The sequence below is a fragment of the Phyllobacterium ifriqiyense genome, from assembly GCF_030817885.1.
GTDB lineage: Bacteria > Pseudomonadota > Alphaproteobacteria > Rhizobiales > Rhizobiaceae > Phyllobacterium > Phyllobacterium ifriqiyense.
The window spans coordinates 266,888-282,759 of record NZ_JAUSZT010000001.1 but is presented as its reverse complement, the minus strand read 5'-3'; the positions used below and the strand labels follow the sequence as shown (position 1 = coordinate 282,759).

General features: G+C 54.8%; 14 protein-coding genes. 8 read left to right on the top strand and 6 right to left on the bottom strand.

Annotated elements, in window-relative coordinates; translation table 11 throughout:
* Positions 1-11: 11 nt before the first annotated feature.
* The 5 genes from QFZ34_RS01245 to QFZ34_RS01225 form a co-directional block, all read right to left on the bottom strand.
* Positions 12-824, bottom strand: coding sequence for a carbohydrate ABC transporter permease (locus QFZ34_RS01245; protein ID WP_115053775.1), 813 nt, complete (start codon positions 822-824; stop codon positions 12-14).
* Between the two features lie 9 nt (positions 825-833).
* Positions 834-1,736, bottom strand: a complete 903-nt coding sequence (locus QFZ34_RS01240; RefSeq protein WP_307275776.1) for a carbohydrate ABC transporter permease — start codon at positions 1,734-1,736, stop codon at positions 834-836.
* A gap of 73 nt (positions 1,737-1,809) precedes the next feature.
* The gene (locus tag QFZ34_RS01235) at positions 1,810-3,015 is read right to left on the bottom strand and encodes an ABC transporter substrate-binding protein (RefSeq protein WP_115053777.1); all 1,206 of its coding nucleotides are present in this window, start codon (positions 3,013-3,015) and stop codon (positions 1,810-1,812) included.
* Positions 3,016-3,080: 65 nt separating this feature from the next.
* Positions 3,081-3,977: a sugar phosphate isomerase/epimerase family protein gene (locus tag QFZ34_RS01230; protein WP_307275771.1), complete on the bottom strand. Its 897-nt coding sequence runs from the start codon at positions 3,975-3,977 to the stop codon at positions 3,081-3,083.
* Positions 3,978-3,990: 13 nt separating this feature from the next.
* On the bottom strand, positions 3,991-5,013 hold the full coding sequence (locus QFZ34_RS01225) for a Gfo/Idh/MocA family protein (RefSeq protein WP_307275768.1): 1,023 nt from the start codon (positions 5,011-5,013) through the stop codon (positions 3,991-3,993).
* A 280-nt stretch (positions 5,014-5,293) separates the two neighbouring features.
* Between QFZ34_RS01225 and QFZ34_RS01220 the strand changes: the two genes are divergently transcribed.
* Complete coding sequence (locus QFZ34_RS01220; protein ID WP_307275766.1) at positions 5,294-6,325, top strand: LacI family DNA-binding transcriptional regulator; 1,032 nt, start codon at positions 5,294-5,296, stop codon at positions 6,323-6,325.
* Between the two features lie 34 nt (positions 6,326-6,359).
* On the opposite strand, the gene QFZ34_RS01215 is transcribed toward QFZ34_RS01220, so the two are convergent.
* Positions 6,360-6,797, bottom strand: coding sequence for a helix-turn-helix domain-containing protein (locus QFZ34_RS01215; RefSeq protein ID WP_115053780.1), 438 nt, complete (start codon positions 6,795-6,797; stop codon positions 6,360-6,362).
* Between the two features lie 71 nt (positions 6,798-6,868).
* On the opposite strand from QFZ34_RS01215, the gene QFZ34_RS01210 reads away from it, so the two are divergent.
* The 7 genes from QFZ34_RS01210 (at position 6,869) to nirB (ending at position 15,872) form a co-directional block, all read left to right on the top strand.
* Positions 6,869-8,077 carry an MFS transporter gene (locus QFZ34_RS01210; RefSeq protein WP_307275761.1) on the top strand — a complete coding sequence of 403 codons (1,209 nt, stop codon included), beginning with the start codon at positions 6,869-6,871 and terminating at the stop codon, positions 8,075-8,077.
* A 125-nt stretch (positions 8,078-8,202) separates the two neighbouring features.
* Positions 8,203-8,790, top strand: coding sequence for an ANTAR domain-containing response regulator (locus QFZ34_RS01205; protein WP_115053782.1), 588 nt, complete (start codon positions 8,203-8,205; stop codon positions 8,788-8,790).
* Between the two features lie 11 nt (positions 8,791-8,801).
* Entirely contained in the window at positions 8,802-10,058 is a 1,257-nt protein-coding gene (locus tag QFZ34_RS01200; RefSeq protein WP_307275757.1) for a CmpA/NrtA family ABC transporter substrate-binding protein, read from the top strand.
* A gap of 345 nt (positions 10,059-10,403) precedes the next feature.
* A complete protein-coding gene (locus tag QFZ34_RS01195; RefSeq protein ID WP_307275754.1) occupies positions 10,404-11,702 on the top strand; it encodes a CmpA/NrtA family ABC transporter substrate-binding protein in 1,299 nt (432 codons plus the stop codon).
* A 39-nt stretch (positions 11,703-11,741) separates the two neighbouring features.
* Entirely contained in the window at positions 11,742-12,605 is an 864-nt protein-coding gene (gene ntrB, locus QFZ34_RS01190) for a nitrate ABC transporter permease (RefSeq protein WP_370878665.1), read from the top strand.
* 10 nt (positions 12,606-12,615) lie between these two features.
* Complete coding sequence (locus tag QFZ34_RS01185; protein ID WP_115053785.1) at positions 12,616-13,413, top strand: ABC transporter ATP-binding protein; 798 nt, start codon at positions 12,616-12,618, stop codon at positions 13,411-13,413.
* Positions 13,413-15,872 (top strand): nitrite reductase large subunit NirB, encoded by a 2,460-nt coding sequence (gene nirB / locus QFZ34_RS01180; RefSeq protein ID WP_307275743.1) that lies wholly within the window; start codon positions 13,413-13,415, stop codon positions 15,870-15,872. Before QFZ34_RS01185 ends, nirB begins: the two co-directional genes overlap by 1 nt.

Below are 15,872 nucleotides of genomic sequence, written 5' to 3'. Positions count from 1 at the left end.
GGTGGTTGACCTCACTTGAGCGCGCCGGCGGTGAGACCGCTGACGATACGTCGTTGCAACAGCATGAAGGCGATAAGGATCGGCGTCACATAGATGGCCGCATATGTCATGATGCCGTTCCAGTCATTGGCCTCCGGCCCCATGAAGGTCTGCAAACCCACGGTCGCAGTCTGTAGCTCATTCTTGGCGATCAGCGAGCGCGCATAGACATATTCACCAAAGGATTGCAGGAAGATCAGCACGGAGGTGATCAGGATACCGTTGCGGGCCAATGGCAGCATGATGCGGAAGAAGGCACCGATGCGCGATGACCCGTCGACGAGCGCGGCTTCTTCCAGTTCTCGTGGTACCTGCACGAAGGTTGCGCGGCACAGCACGATATAAAGAGGCAGCATCTTGGCGGTCTGCGCAAGAATGACTGCAAATCTCGGACTGGCGAGAAGCCCGATCTGGTTGAACATCACGAATATGGGCGTCACCATCAAGGATGAGGGCAGGACTTGCATCATCAGGATCGCAAACAGAGCCAGATCCATCCAGATATTGCGCACCCGGGACAGCACATAGGCGCAGCCCGTTCCAAGCATTGTAACGAGAAACGTCACGCCCATGGCGATCAAAAGGGAATTCCAGATATAGCGGCCCATATCCCGGCTCTTCCAGACATTCAGGAAGTTCCATTGCGGATCGCTCGGCCAGAAGGTTGGTGGATAGCGGAAGATCTCCGTACCGCCTTTCAGCGCTGTCAGATACATCCAGTAGAGCGGGAAGAGATAGATCGCCGTTATAAACAGGCCAATGAGGAGGAGAATCGTGCGTTTCATCTTTCCGTCCTAATAGCTGTGTTCGTGACGGGTGGAGCGGACATAGACTGCCGCTACGATGATGACGAAAATGATCATGAGGACGGAGACGGCGCTGCCGAGCGAGATTTCATAGGTCTGGAAGGAAAGCTGCCAGGACCAATATTGCGCGACATTGGAACTGTCTGCGGGGCCGCCCTGCGTTAGTGCCGCGATCAGGTCGAATTGTTGCAATGTGAAAATGACGCCGAGAGAAATGACTGCGCCGAGCTGGGCACGCATCAGCGGCAATGTGATGGATTGGAACCGCTCGAAAGGTCCCGCGCCATCAAGTTCGGCGGCCTCGTAGACATCACGCGGTATGCTTGCAAGCCCAACTGAGAGCAGCAGCATGTTGAACGGGATACCGAGCCAGACATTGGCGATTATCACGGCGTAGAGAGTAACATCCGGGTCGGAAAGCCAGAAGATGCGCTCGTCCGCAAGTCCCAGCGCGGTTAGCGCATAGTTGATGACGCCGAAGTCACCGGCGAAAAGCCATTTCCAGATGGCACCGACGACAAGAGCCGGCATGATCCATCCGGCAAGAAACAAGCCGCGGAGATAGGTGGCGCCGGGAAAATCCTGCTGGAAGAAGAGGGCGAGACCGAACCCGATGGATAATTGGAAAACAATCGACAGCACCACAAATTTCAGAGTGTTCCAGAAGACAGAACCGGCGATGGGCTGTGAGAAAATGTCGTAATAATTTTGCAGGCCGACAAAAGGCCGGTTGAACGAAGTGATCGTGAACATGTCCACAGTCTGCAGGGACATGATAATATTGTAGATGATCGGAAAAGCCGAGAAGGTGATCAGATAAATGAGGGCTAGCCCGAGCAGCAGGATATCAAAACCGCTGCCGTCCCGGATGGTTCTCATAATGCCTTGCATAGCGTCCTCCGCTCGCCGCCGAACAAATAGGCTTCGCTCTTTCGCATGAAGGAAAAAAGCGAAGCGCAATTTATCAGTTCAAAATACTGTCGATCTGGGTTTGCGCGGTATCCAACGCCGTCTTTGCATCGCTTTTCTTGGTCAGCGATGACTGGATTGCAGTGTAGATGGCCTTGGAAATCTTTGGCCATTCAGGGTGCGGTCCGCGATTGCGAGCATATTTCATGCTCTCTTCGAAGACCCCGTAAATCGCAGGCGTATTGGGATTGTTGGACTTGATATTTGCTGCTGGCAGAAAGCCGAAACGGTTCCAGACATCGGGCATTTTGCCATAGAGGAATTCGAGGAGAATGAATGCTTCTTTCGGATGATCGCTATTGGCAAGGATGACATTGTCGCCTTCACCCAATGCAGATGCGCGTGTGGCGCCTTCCTGCGGGACCGGGAGCAATGCCGCCCGATAGTCAAACTTGGCGTCGCGGCTCATGCGCGGCAATTCCCATGGACCAGAGATCGCCATGGCGGCGTTGCCGGAATTGAACGTACCGGTTGAGTCATATTGGCTGCGGATCAGCGTATCCGGCGAGGCAAGTTTTTCATCAAGCAGCTTGCCCCAAAAGTCGAGAACCTTGACGCCGCCTTCAGTATTCACCTTGTTGTAGTCGCCGCCCGCCATTTGCAACCAAGGCAGAAACTGGAACGTGCCTTCCTCGGTGGCCACGGCCGAAAATGCCAGACCGTAGACGTTCTTGGCCGGGTCGCTCAGCTTCTTGGCTGCATCGTAAAGCTCATCCCACGTTTTCGGCGGATTATCGGGATCAAGCCCCTTGGCCTTGAACATGTCGGCATTGTAATAGAGCGCGATTGTATTTGCGCCGCGCGGCACACCATAGATTTTCCCGTCCCAGCTGACCGAGGAAAGCGGCCCGGGGAAAATATCCTCCTTCTTGATGACTTTCGATTCATCAAGCATCGGCGTGAGATCAAGCAGCAGACCGCGGGAGGCAAAGAGAGCAACCTCGGGATTGTCGATATAGGTCACGTCCGGAGACTCGCCCGTTGCCGTTGCCCGCGCCAGATCATTGACCATGTCGCGGAACTGGACTGTCTTGACGTTCAGCTTGATATCGGGATGGGATTTTTCAAACTCATCCTTCACCAGATACATATACTGGTCCGGGCGGTCGATGGTCCATACGTCCAGCGTTACCGGCTCGGCTCCGGCCGCGCCGGTCATAAGCAGGGACGCGGCTGTTATCCATTTTAGAATAGGCTTCATTGCTTCCTCCTCTTGGGGTTGGTCCGGCTTCCCTGCTTCTCAATGGCGGGGTTGGCCAGTCGAATTCAGGGATTGGCGATATATGAACCGCCACGGCTCTGTTTCAGATAATTGAGCGAATGGACCTGGCCGGTCATTTCCAGTGCATCGCGATATACGGGATCATGCCAGCCTTCGATGTCGATGGAACCCGACCAGCCGGCCAGGCGCAATTCGGAAATGACGTCCACCCAATTTGTGTCGCCGAAACCCGGTGAGCGCATGAAGACAAATTTTTCCTTACCGAAAATCCCGTGCTCGCGAATGACTTCCCAGCGGATCGTCGCATCCTTGCCGTGCACGTGAAATATCTTCGATGCCCATTTGCGGATTTGCGGCAATGGGTCGATCAGATAGACCATCTGGTGGCAGGGCTCCCATTCAAGTCCGATATTTTCCGCGGGCACTTCATTGAAAATCATTTCCCACGCATCGGGATTATGGGCGATATTCCAGTCACCACTTGCCCAATTGCCATCCATGGCGCAGTTTTCAAAGGCGATCCTAACGCCTTTATCGGCTGCTCGCCTGGCAAGCTCAGACCAGACCCGCTTATATTGCGGCAGGCTTTCCTCTATCGGCTTTCCACGAATACGACCCGTAAATCCGGCAATGGTCGTTGCGCCGAAATGATGGGCATTATCGATCAACGCCTCCCAGCCCTTGAGCGTTTCCCGGTCTATTTCCGTATCTTCCAGCGGATTGCCAAACATGCCCAGCGTTGAAATGGTAACATCGGCATCACCGATGGCGTCTTTCAATTGCGCCGCCAGCGTTGGCAGGTCCTTGTTCATCACTTGCCAGAAAAACGGTTCGATACTCTCAAAACCATGCGGCAAGATATTTTTCACATAGGCCGCAGGGTCGGGCGCATTGCCCTTGATCATTGTACCGATGCGAATGGCTGTGGCTGGATTACTCAATTCTCATATTCCTTCAGAACGTAATTTCGACGCGCCGCCCGGACTCGGCGCTATCGATAGCGCCGAAGACCATGGCAAGGCTTTTGATATTCTCTTTTCCGGCGGTTTCCGGTCGCGGGCCACCGCGGGTCGCCGCGATGAAATCCTGCATCACTCCGAGGTGACCGCCGACGCGATCAGACGTATCGAGGGGAGGTATCTCGACTGCGGTCACCCCGGAAAACAGGCCGTCTTTGCCGGAGGTGACGGCTTCGGCCCGTATGTCATCATGTCCATCCCAGACAATTGATCCTTTGCTGCCAATGATGCGCCAGCCACTTTCCCAGCTTGTGCGCATGCCATCGGCGCACCAACTGCCGCGATAGGTGAAAATGGCTCCATTGGAGAATTCAAAGATTGCGGCAGCGGATGATCCCTGAGCGTACCAGGAATTGCTGGGTTCCCATTCGCGCGCATAGACCGCATCGGCGGCGTCATCGGCAAGAAAGCGTGCTGCGTCGAAAGTATGGATTGCCATGTCAAGAAACAGGACATGGCGCATTTCCTCGCGGAAGCCGCCAAAATGGGGAGCAAGAAAGAAGTCGCAATGAAGGCTTGTCACTTCGCCAATAGCGCCGGATTGGATCAACCGGCGGATGCGGCGAATTTGCGCGAGATATCGCCTGTTCTGCACGATGGCATGGATGCGTCCGGCGGCCTCGGCACGATGAACGAGATCGCGTGCCTCGTTCATTGTTTCCGCCATGGGTTTTTCGGAAAGCACGTGGCAACCGGCTGCAAGTCCCGCTGCTACGGTGGCATGACGGGCGGCCGGAACAACAATGTCGAAAAGCAAATCGGGTTTGGTGCCCGCAAGCGTGGCTGCCAGATCGCTGGATGCATTTGCCGAGGTCAGGCCAAATTCTGCGATACGTGCTTGCGCACGCTCTGCAGCAAGATCGACCACGCCGACGATCTCAATGTCGCCGATGGTGCGAACCGCCTCGAACCACGCTTTGCTCATGGCTCCGCAACCGACTAAAACGGCACTTTGCATTCCTGCTCCTCCCTACAGAAACTCGCCATAAACCGAGAAAATCGGTTGTAAAACGCTTCCGTAAACGTTTACGATCTAAGAATGGCGAATTATTTTTGTCAATCCCTTATTTCGGTGTTTTATGTGGGAAGGACCCTCACATCGAATCGTTGGTGGAGTGAATTTGACATTTGCATCCGGTGCGTCTGCAGGCACTTGCGCCAATGTCAGGCTCGCAAACTTCACCGAAAAATATATGCCTGCCAGGGGTCTTGTTAATTTCTTTAGCCGGGAGAAAAGCGTGAGCATTCGGGACCTTGCCCGCCATCTGAATATTTCCATCGGGACGGTCTCGCGTGCGCTGAACGGCAAGAGCGATGTCAATCCGGAAACCCGTGAGCGCGTGCTTCAAGCTGCCAAGACGCTTGGCTATGTGCCGAACCAATCCGGACGCAGCCTGCGGCAGGGCACGACGAACACAATCGGATTCATGATCGAATCGACGGTTGAAACAGCGGAAATCGGCGATAGCTTCTTTTTCATGCCGGTATTTGGAGGCGTGCAATCGGTGTTCCGGCGGCATCAGCTCGATCTTGTCGCGCTGTTATGCGGGACAGATGAGGATCCGGGCGTTTATCTCAACCGGGTGGTCGGACGGCGCTTCGTCGATGGCTTGATCATATCGGCAACGATGCGGGAGGACCCGCGCATCCCATTTCTGCTGGAGCGGAAGATTCCATTTGTGGCGCTGGGGCGCAGCGCTGCCGACGGCTCATTTCCGTGGATCGATCTTGATTTTGAGGGCACGGCCATCACCGCAGTTACGCGTTTGGTGGGCTTTGGACACAAGCGCATCGCCGTTGGCGTTCCCAATAGCGATGTCAATCTTGGCCATGTATTTCTGAGCGGCTACAGGCAAGGGCTGGCAAAGGGCGGCATCGAGTTCAATCCGGATCTGGTTCTGGCCGCGCCCAGCAATGAGGAAGGCGGCTATCAGGTTGCCTGCGCTATGCTTGAGCAAAAACCCATGCCGACAGCCGTCGTTCTGGTCAATGAAAACATGGCGATAGGGCTCTACCGGCGCTTTTACGAGATGGGTATTCATCCGGGGCGGGATATTGCTGTCATAGGATTTCGCGAAAGTACGCAAAGCCGCTTTCTATCGCCAACGCTGACCTGTTTCCGCCTGTCGCTTCGCGATCTTGGCATCAAGCTGGCCGAAACATTGCTTTCGACAATGCCTGCTTTTGAAAACAATTATCCTGCGGTCAAATCCGGCATCATATGGCCAATGGAACTGGTGGTTGGAGAAAGCGACCGCCCAGCGCCGTAAGGTTCGTCACGCGATCTGAGAGCCAACCATTTTGTCAGGCAGCTCTAGGTTCCTTGCGCTTCTGCTTGCGTATGCGGGACTGATATTTGGTTCCCACGCGCAGCAGCTTTTGAAATGTGGGGCATTGCAAATGTGACGGGGCGGAGCATTCTGCCACGTGGCGCATGATCCCCGCCAAAGCCTTTATCTCCTGCGCCTTTTTATCCAGAGCATCGGCGCGCGTTCGCAATTCGTCACGCGGGATCGCAAGTTCGCTGTTGCGGCCCAGAATATCAGCCACATCACTAAGCAGAAATCCCGCTGTGCGGGCCATATTGATCAGAGCAAGCCGCTTGAGCACGTCCGGCTCATATTGGCGTCGCAATCCGTGTCTGGCTACGGAAGCGATAAGGCCCTGTTCCTCATAATATCGTAGCGTCGAGGCGGGCAATCCGCTTGCGCTGGCAACCTCTCCAATGTCGAGAAATTTCATGCTTGACCTCAAGTTGACTTGAATTCGTATGATGCGCGTTCCTGATTAAAAAGACAATGGAGACGATAAAAATGCAGCTGACAAATGAACTTGAAGAACGGCCGATCCGCCGCGATCCGCGCGCTGTGGCCTTGATGTTGGTTGCATCGCTTACAGTGATGACCGCCGCTACGATCAGCCCCGCTTTACCCGGTCTTGAAACGCAGTTTGCGGGGGATGAAACTTACAGCTTTTTGATCCGCCTGCTGGTTCCCGCCCCATCCCTGGCGGTCGTGCTCTTCGCGCCGTGGTGCGGTGTAATTGCCGATAGAGCGAGCCGGCGATCAATGCTTCTGGCGGGGTTGATCCTGTTTATCATTTCGGGAAGCGCCGGACTGTTCCTTCCGACACTGCCATTGATCATGGCCAGCAGATTGTGCCTTGGTATTGCACTTGCCATGATCATGACTGCGCAATCGGCATTGCTGGGCGATTATTTCTCCGGCAAAACGTTGCATATTGTTACGAGCGCCCAGGTTTCTGCCCGCAATCTTGGTGGTTTTGTCTTCATCATGATCGCTGGCCTGCTTGCCACAATGGGGCCAAGGTTTCCCTTTGCGGTCTATGCGCTGCCTATACTGGTCATGCCATTCTTCTGGCGGGTCATTGTCGATCCACCGTCCAGCATGCCGGCTGAACAAAACCTTTCTTCGATCAACGCAGGCAAGACCCAGCCGCTTATATATCTGCTTGCTCTTGGTCAAATGGTCGTGACCATGCTGTTCTTCGTCATGCCCACGCAATTGCCCTTCTTTTTATCAGGGCAAGGTTATTCATCGCCCGCCATGACCGGCGCTGCGCTGGGAACGCTCATGCTGGCGGGCGGGGCGGCGGCTCTCTATTATCCGCGTCTTCGCGAGGCGATTGGTTATGCTGGCAATTGGGCCTGCGGCTTTGGTCTGATGACTATGGGTTTTGCGACCCTTGTGACAGTTAAAGCTGGAGTGGCAGTCTTTTTCGGCTGTGCAGCCATTGGCGCGGGCTACGCCCTGGCCATTCCAGGATTCGTGGCGATTTCCTTAAGCGCAACCTCTTCCAATAAACGGGGAAAAACCGGTGCGCTGCTGACGGGATCGGTCTTCCTTGGCCAATTCCTGTCGCCTCTGATCAGCACCCCGGCAATATCGGCATGGGGCTGGCGCGCCAGTGGCATCGGACTTGCCGTAATATTGGGTGCTCTGGCGCTGATTTCAGGGCTGGCATTCCAGCGGTCGCGGCTCGTTGCGCTAAGGAAGAATTGAGGAAATCGCTTGGGATTTCGCAACTTAATGGCATCACGCACCTTCGAGCGCGACTGCCCTTAAACTTTAGTGCTGCGTCCTAATGTCAGACTTGCACAATTTTCAAGCATGCGCAAAATTCAGGCATGATTGCCGCTTTGTCCATAATGATCTTCGACGAGAATCGCATCCGCGCCTCAATTATTGAGGAAGGATTGCGCGAAGCCGGGCATGATAAGGTTGTTGTTTTGCATGATATTGTCGGTCTTGCCCGGCAGATCGAGATTATCGGGCCCGATGTTATTGTTATCGATATCGAGACGCCGAACCGTGACATGCTGGAACATCTTTTCCAGCTGACCCGATCCGTTCGCAAGCCTATTGCCATGTTTGTGGACCGGTCCGATAGCTCCTCCATTGAAGCAGCGGTAGAGGCGGGTGTTTCCGCCTATATTGTCGATGGGCTGAAGAAAGAGCGGGTAAAGCCCATTCTTGATATGGCGGTCAGCAGGTTCAAGGCATTCAGTCGATTGCAGCAGGAATTGGCTGAGGCCAGGAGCGCCCTTGAGGAGCGAAAAATCATTGATCGCGCCAAGGGCATTTTGATGAAATCCCGCTCAATGTCGGAAGATGAAGCCTATTCATTGTTGCGGCAAACCGCGATGAACGAAAAGCGGAAGATTGCTGATATCGCGCAGAGCGTTGTCACAGCGGCCGCTCTGTTAGGATCTTAGGAAGGGTTACAATGAGTTTCATCCGCACCGGTATCGATAATGGCGGCTTGGCAGCGCCGGCTGCTATCGCCAGTCCGGGTTCGAGGCTGGTTCGCGCGGGGTTCATCCCATTGGTTGATGCTGCGATCCTGATCGCGGCGGCCGAATTTGGTTTTGCTGCGCGCGAAGGCATTCAACTCAGCCTGATCAAGGATGTGTCATGGGCCAACATCCGGGACCGTCTGGCCTTTCGGCAGTTCGATGTTGCCCATATGCTGGCACCGATGCCGGTGGCGGCCAGTCTGGGCCTGGGTTCCAATCCATCTCCTGTCATAGCGCCCTTTATTCTTGGGCGCGGAGGAAACGCCATCACGCTTTCGCTTGGCTTGTACAGGCGCATGCAGACTATGGCGGACCTGTCCGGCAAGCAGGACGCTCTGGTCAATGCAAGGGCGTTAAAGCGCGTGATCGAGGTTCGCAGGAATGAGGGGCTCGACCCGATTACGCTGGGCATAACATATCCCTTCTCATCGCATAATTACGAGCTGCGATATTGGCTGGCGGCCGGTGGCATTGATCCTGACCTTGACGTGAAGCTTGTTGTGGTGCCGCCGCCCATGACTTCGGACGCATTGTCGGCGGGCGTTATTGACGGGTTCTGTGTCGGCGCGCCCTGGAACATGGTGGCGGTCTCGCGCGGCGTTGGGTGTATTGTTGCAGTCAAAGAAGACATTTGGGCACCCAGCCCGGAAAAAGTTATCGGCATGCGCCCGGACTGGTTTGAACAAAATTCTGAGACGGGTTCGCGCCTGATTGTTGCGCTGGACCGTGCCGCCCGCTGGTGCGATGACGGGGAAAACCGGCGGGAACTGGCGCAGCTCTTGTCGGGCCCCAATTATCTTGATGTGCCGTTTGATCTTTTGCATCGCGTGCTGCTTGGGCAATTCACAATTGATCCGGATGGCGCCGAACGTACGGTTCCTGACTATTTCAATTTCCATCGGGATGCGGCGAACTTCCCATGGGTTAGCCAAGCGCAATGGATTTACAGTCAAATGGTTCGTTGGTCCCAGGTGGACTATAGCCCATCGCTTGCCGGTCTGGCGGGCGCAGCCTTTCGCCCCGACCTTTATCGCAATGCCATTGGGGTCCGCCCTGATACGCCCGTTAATGATACGCGCGTGGAAGGAGCGGGCACCGCGGATGCATTCCTTGACGGAGCAGTTTTCGACCCTGCAAATATCACGCGCTATCTGCAAAGTTTAGGCTCAACCAAGGGAGATGAATAGATCGGATAGCTGCTTATTTCTTGTGCATCGCACAAAATATCCGCAGAAACTGCACTGACAACGACAATGTTCTTGTATGTGCATGCATTCAGAAGAATAACAGAAATTAAAAAATACATTTAAATTCAATAAGATAATATAATAACTCTCTAATTGGCACGCTTATTGCTTTGATAAATATGTTCCGTCAATGAAGACAGGAACCGCGAGCACCGCATCGGGTGCTTTCAAAAGACACAGACGTCGCTTGGCTCAATTCATTCCAACGGTTCTACCGGGAGTGAATGTGATCCGGCGGCGTTTTTTTTTCGATCAGCCTTTATGGCCAATATTGCAGGGAAGCTTATGGATCAGAAACGTTCGAATGGCATAGCGAGACGCAAATTCCTGAAGGCGGGCGGTGCGCTGACCCTGCTTGCCGCTGCAAAAGCGGCGTTTCCCGGCGGGGCTTTTGCTGCCGCTGCAGGCCCCGAAACGACCAAAGCCGTCCTTGGCTTTATCGCCCTCACAGATTCGGCGCCGCTCATCGTTGCGAAGGAAAAAGGTTTCTTTGACAAACATGGGATGCCGGATGTCGAGGTCGTAAAACAGGCGTCATGGGGAACAACGCGCGACAATCTCGTCTTGGGTTCTCAAGGAAACGGCATAGATGGCGCGCATATTCTGACGCCTATGCCCTATCTGATAAGCACGGGCAAAGTTACCCAAAACAATCTGCCTTTGCCGATGGTTATATTGGCGCGCCTGAATCTCGATGCTCAGGGCATTTCTGTCGGTTCGGCCTATGCGCAGAACAAGGCGGGTGTCGATTCCGGAGTGTTGAAGGAAGCATTCGCCAAAAAGAAGGCTGAGGGAAATGCGGCCAAAGCCGCAATGACATTCCCCGGTGGAACGCACGATCTCTGGTTGCGCTATTGGCTCGCTGCGGGCGGTATCGATCCCGACAAGGACGTTGAAACAATCGTCGTGCCACCGCCCCAGATGGTTGCCAACATGAAAGTTGGAACGATGGACTGCTTCTGCGTGGGCGAACCGTGGAACGCCCAGCTTGTCAATCAGGGCATCGGTTATACTGCCGTCAACACGGCTGAAATCTGGGCGAAACATCCGGAAAAATCTTTCGCCATGCGCGCAGATTGGGTCGAAAAGAACCCGATCGCCACCAAAGCCCTTCTCATGGCGATCATGGAAGCCCAGCAATGGGCCGACGAGATGGCCAATAAGGAAGAGTTGGCCGAAATGGTGGGCAAACGGGCATGGTTCAACGTTCCTTCGAAAGACATAATGGGACGCTTGAAGGGCGATTACGACTATGGCTCCGGACGGCAGGAAACAGCTAGCCCGCACCTCATGAAGTTCTGGAAGGACAATGCTTCCTACCCGTTCCAGAGCCATGAAAAATGGTTCCTTACAGAAAATATCCGGTGGGGGAAATTTGCCCCGGATACGGATATTTCAGCGCTGGTCGGACAGGTGAATCGCGAAGATTTGTGGCGGGCGGCTGCCAGCGAACTTGGTGTCGCGGCGGCGGATATTCCCGCCTCCAAATCGCGCGGTATCGAAACATTCTTCGATGGCAAGGTTTTCGACCCAGACAATCCGCAGACCTATCTCGCCAGCCTCAACATCAAACATTCTGCGTGAGGAAAACGAATGACCGCCAATCCTGTCCGCCTGAAATCCATGGAGCCTGTTAAACCACAGGCCGATATAGTTCCCCTTGCGGTTGCCAGGCGAAATCCTGCGGGCAGGGCACTTCGTAAATGGCTTGCATCGGCGATGTCGCACGTCCTACCGCCGCTCGTGACGCTTCTGTTTCTGCTGATCTTCTGGGAGATCGTCTGTTCTTCCCCCACTGCAAGCGTACCGCCACCCTCGCGTGTCGTTTCAGAAACCTGGGAGCTTATTGTTCACCCGTTTTATGTGGGGCAGGGCGTCGATCAGGGATTGTTCTGGCACATCTTTGCAAGTCTCAAGCGCGTTGCACTTGGCTATTGCCTGGCCGCATTTGCGGGCATCGCGCTTGGAGCACTGGTCGGCCAAAGTGAATGGGCCATGCGCGGTCTCGACCCGATCTTTCAGATTTTGCGAACGGTCCCGCCGCTTGCCTGGCTGCCTCTGTCTCTGGCCGCTTTCAAGGATGGCAATCCATCTGCAATCTTTGTGATTTTCATCACCGCGATCTGGCCGATCATCATCAATACTGCGGTGGGTATCCGCAATATTCCGCAGGATTACCAGAATGTGGCGAAGGTGCTGCGGCTTAATCAGCTGGAGTATTTTGGAAAGATCATGATCCCCGCTGCAGCACCCTATATATTCACGGGCCTTCGCATTGGTATCGGGCTTTCCTGGCTCGCTATTGTTGCCGCTGAAATGCTGATCGGCGGGGTCGGTATCGGGTTCTTCATCTGGGATGCATGGAACTCATCGCGCATCAGCGACATCATTCTCGCGCTCATCTATGTCGGCATCGTCGGATATCTCCTTGATCGCCTCATTGCCTTCATCGCCAAGGCTGTCACCCGCAACACGGCAAGTGCCTGAGGAGCTCATCATGGCAAAACCTTATCTTTCGCTGGAACAGATCGACATGGTGTTCAGCCGTGGCGGCGCCACCACGCAGGTTCTCAATCAAGTATCGCTGACCGTCGAGAAAAACGAGTTCATATCGATCATCGGTCATTCCGGCTGCGGAAAGTCGACACTGCTCAATATTGTTGCGGGGCTGACGCAGGCAACGCGCGGCGTTGTTTTTCTTGAAGGCAATGTGGTCGACAAGCCCGGACCGGACAGGGCCGTGGTCTTTCAAAACCATTCGCTTCTGCCATGGCTGACAACCTATGAGAATGTGAAGCTGGCGGTCGACAAAGTATTCTCGTCAACCAAGAGCCGCGCGGAGCGGCATGAATGGACTATGCGCAATCTTGAACTTGTGCAGATGGTCCACGCCAAGGACAAGCGCCCTTCGGAAATATCGGGCGGCATGAAGCAAAGAGTGGGCATTGCTCGTGCATTGGCCATGGAGCCGAAGGTGCTTTTGCTTGATGAGCCGTTTGGGGCGCTAGATGCGCTGACGCGTGCGCATCTTCAGGATCAGGTGATGCAGATTCATGCGGAACTCGCCAATACAGTTTTGATGATCACCCATGATGTCGATGAGGCAGTTCTCCTTTCAGACCGTATCGTGATGATGACCAACGGACCCTCGGCCAGGATCGGCGAAATTCTCGACGTGCCGCTGGAGAGGCCGCGTCGCCGCATCGAGCTGGCCTCGGATGCAACCTATATCCGCTGCCGCTCGGCAGTGATGAAATTTCTTTACGAACGTCATCGTCTTGTGGAGGCGGCATAATGGCAGCGGTAAAACAAAAACTGGTCGTCATCGGCAATGGCATGGCTCCGGGCCGCGCGCTGGAGCATTTGCTGGAACTGGCGCCGGATGCCTATGAAATTGTTATCTTCAACGCCGAGCCACGGGTAAATTACGACCGCATCATGCTTTCTCCAGTCCTTTCGGGTGAAAAGGATTTTGAAGAAATCATCATCCATGGCGATGGCTGGTACATCAAGCACGGCATTACCCTCTATAAAGGCCACAAGGTTATCAATATTGACCGCGAGGCGAAGACGGTTACCTCCGATGCTGGCACGACGGAAAGCTATGACAAGCTTCTCATCGCCACCGGCTCGGTGCCTTTCATTCTGCCACTTCCGGGCAAAGACCTTCCGGGCGTTTTGACCTATCGTGATCTTGATGATGTCAACGCCATGCTGTTGGCCGCGCAGTCACGGGCAAAGGCAATCGTTATTGGCGGTGGTCTGCTTGGGCTGGAAGCGGCGGCGGGTCTTGCTTCACGCGGCATGGAAGTGACCGTGCTGCACGTCATGCCGACACTGATGGAGCGGCAGCTTGATCCGGCGGCAGGCTACCTGCTTGAAAAGGCTGTAGAGGCACGCGGCATTAAAGTCATCACCAAGGCCAATACCAAGGAAATTATCGGCGACGGCAAGGTTGAAGGCGTTTTATTGGCCGATGGCACCACATTGCCAGCCGATCTCGTTGTCATGGCAGTCGGCATCAGGCCGAACGGAACTTTGGCGAAGGATGCAGGATTGGAAATCAATCGCGGCATCGTCACAAATGCTGGCATGCGGACTTCGGATCCTGACATTTATTCCATAGGCGAATGCGCGGAAGTGGGCGGTCAATGTTACGGGCTTGTCGCGCCATTATATGAAATGGCACGCGTGGTTGCCGCGCAACTTGCAGGCGATACAAGCGCAGCCTTTGTTCACAGCGAAACGCCGACAAAATTGAAGGTCACAGGGATCAATCTGTTCTCCGTGGGCGATCTTGCAGAGGGAGATGACCGGCAGGAAATCGTGCTGCGCGATGCTGCCGCCGGTGTCTATAAGCGCCTTGTGCTGAAAGATGACCGGATCATCGGAACCGTGCTTTACGGTGAAACCTCCGATGGCGCATGGTTCCATGACCTCACCAAGAAACGCACCGACATTTCGGAGATGCGAGAGACCCTGATTTTTGGCCAATCCTATCAGGGAGGGTCCCCGTTGGACCCTATGGCGGCCGTTGCAGCATTACCGGATGATGCGGAAATCTGCGGTTGCAACGGCATATGCAAGGGAAAAATCACCGGCGCGATTACATCCAAGGGTTTGAGCTCTCTTGATGATGTTCGTGCCCACACCAAGGCATCGGCCTCATGCGGCAGTTGCACGGGTCTTGTCGAGCAGCTGCTGACGTTGACGCTCGGCGATAAATACAATCCCTCAGCCGTGACACCCATGTGCGGTTGTACTGATCTAGGCCATGATGATGTGCGCCGCCTGATCAAGGCAAAGGGGTTGAAGTCGATCCCCGCGGTCATGCAGGAGCTTCAATGGAAGACATCCTGCGGCTGCGCCAAATGCCGCCCGGCATTGAACTATTATCTCGTTTCCGATTGGCCGGATGAATATGCCGACGACTATCAGTCGCGTTTCATCAATGAGCGCGTGCACGCCAATATCCAGAAGGACGGCACTTATTCGGTCGTTCCCCGCATGTGGGGCGGCATGACCAACTCATCGGAATTGCGCGCAATCGCCGATGTTGTCGACAAGTTCGAAATCCCTGCGGTCAAGGTCACAGGCGGCCAGCGCATTGACATGCTGGGGGTCAAGAAGGAAGACCTGCCCGCCGTTTGGGCCGATCTCGGCAAGGCCGGTTTTGTATCGGGCCAGGCCTACGCAAAGGGCCTGCGCACGGTCAAAACCTGCGTCGGGTCCGATTGGTGCCGCTTCGGTACGCAGGATTCAACGGGCCTCGGCATCCGCATTGAAAAGTTCATGTGGGGATCCTGGACTCCGGCAAAGCTGAAAATGGGCGTGTCCGGCTGTCCGCGCAATTGTGCGGAGGCTACCTGCAAGGACATCGGAATTATCTGCGTGGATTCCGGCTATGAAATTCACTTCGCCGGTGCAGCGGGTCTGGATATCAAGGGAACGGAAGTGCTTGGTCTCGTCAGGACAGAAGACGAAGCGCTGGAGCACGTTGTTGCTCTGACGCAAATGTACCGCGAGCAGGCGCGCTATCTGGAACGTATATACAAATGGGCCAAACGCGTTGGTCTCGATGAAATACGCCAGCAGATCATGAATGACACGGACAAGCGCAAAGCGTTTTTCGAGAGGTTCGTTTTCAGTCAGAAATTCGCACAGGTCGATCCGTGGTCGGAACGTGTATCAGGCGTGGACAAGCACGAGTTCCGGCCGATGGCGACGATCGGCTATGCGCAGGCAGCGGAGTAA

What these genes read in the sequence shown, in the direction of transcription:
- QFZ34_RS01200 (WP_307275757.1), top strand. Translation starts at nt 8,802, where the DNA reads ATGAGTTTCATCCGCACCGGTATCGATAATGGCGGCTTGGCAGCGCCG.
- QFZ34_RS01195 (WP_307275754.1), top strand. Translation starts at nt 10,404, where the DNA reads ATGGATCAGAAACGTTCGAATGGCATAGCGAGACGCAAATTCCTGAAG.
- QFZ34_RS01240 (WP_307275776.1), bottom strand. Translation starts at nt 1,736, where the DNA reads ATGCAAGGCATTATGAGAACCATCCGGGACGGCAGCGGTTTTGATATC.
- QFZ34_RS01245 (WP_115053775.1), bottom strand. Translation starts at nt 824, where the DNA reads ATGAAACGCACGATTCTCCTCCTCATTGGCCTGTTTATAACGGCGATC.
- QFZ34_RS01225 (WP_307275768.1), bottom strand. Translation starts at nt 5,013, where the DNA reads ATGCAAAGTGCCGTTTTAGTCGGTTGCGGAGCCATGAGCAAAGCGTGG.
- QFZ34_RS01210 (WP_307275761.1), top strand. Translation starts at nt 6,869, where the DNA reads ATGCAGCTGACAAATGAACTTGAAGAACGGCCGATCCGCCGCGATCCG.
- ntrB (WP_370878665.1), top strand. Translation starts at nt 11,742, where the DNA reads ATGGAGCCTGTTAAACCACAGGCCGATATAGTTCCCCTTGCGGTTGCC.
- QFZ34_RS01215 (WP_115053780.1), bottom strand. Translation starts at nt 6,797, where the DNA reads ATGAAATTTCTCGACATTGGAGAGGTTGCCAGCGCAAGCGGATTGCCC.
- QFZ34_RS01185 (WP_115053785.1), top strand. Translation starts at nt 12,616, where the DNA reads ATGGCAAAACCTTATCTTTCGCTGGAACAGATCGACATGGTGTTCAGC.
- nirB (WP_307275743.1), top strand. Translation starts at nt 13,413, where the DNA reads ATGGCAGCGGTAAAACAAAAACTGGTCGTCATCGGCAATGGCATGGCT.
- QFZ34_RS01205 (WP_115053782.1), top strand. Translation starts at nt 8,203, where the DNA reads ATGATTGCCGCTTTGTCCATAATGATCTTCGACGAGAATCGCATCCGC.
- QFZ34_RS01235 (WP_115053777.1), bottom strand. Translation starts at nt 3,015, where the DNA reads ATGAAGCCTATTCTAAAATGGATAACAGCCGCGTCCCTGCTTATGACC.